Origin of the sequence: Pseudomonas sp. K5002, from assembly GCF_013386655.1 — a bacterium.
Taxonomy (GTDB): domain Bacteria; phylum Pseudomonadota; class Gammaproteobacteria; order Pseudomonadales; family Pseudomonadaceae; genus Aquipseudomonas.
In genome coordinates, this window is record NZ_JACARK010000643.1 from 1 (window position 1) to 539 (window position 539).

General features: G+C 64.0%; 1 protein-coding gene. It reads right to left on the bottom strand.

Going from position 1 to position 539, the window contains the following annotated elements; genetic code table 11:
- Positions 1–68: 68 nt before the first annotated feature.
- Positions 69–539: methyl-accepting chemotaxis protein (locus tag HX846_RS39740; RefSeq protein WP_256739920.1), on the bottom strand; the 471-nt coding region annotated here is incomplete at its 5' end.

The window sequence follows — 539 nt, forward strand, 5'->3', positions numbered from 1 at the left end:
CGACTGATCCACCGTATTCGCGGGCAAGCCCGCTCCCACATTGGGTGCTTACTGGCTTCAAGCCCGGGTCAAACCCGAAACTGATCCATCAGCTTCATCTGCTGGCTGGCCAGGGCGTTGAGCTGGCTGCTGATGGCCGCCGATTCGGTGGCCTGGCCGGTCAGGGTTTCGGTCACTGTGCGGATTGCCGAGACGTTGCGGTTGACCTCCTCGGCCACCGCACTTTGCTGCTCGGCGGCGCTGGCGATTTGCAGGTTCATGTCGCTGATCACCGTTACCGCATCGCTGATCTTGCCCAGGGCCTGCACCGCCTGATGAATCTGCCCGGCGTTGTTCTGCGCCTGGGTCTGGCTCGAATGCATGGTCGCCACCACTCCACGGGTGCCAGTCTGGATGCGCTCGATCACCAGGCGAATCTCCTCCACCGAGTCCTGGGTACGCTTGGCCAGGTTGCGCACCTCGTCGGCCACCACCGCAAAACCGCGCCCGCTTTCCCCGGCTCGCGCCGCTTCAATCGCAGCGTTCAGGGCCAGCAGGTT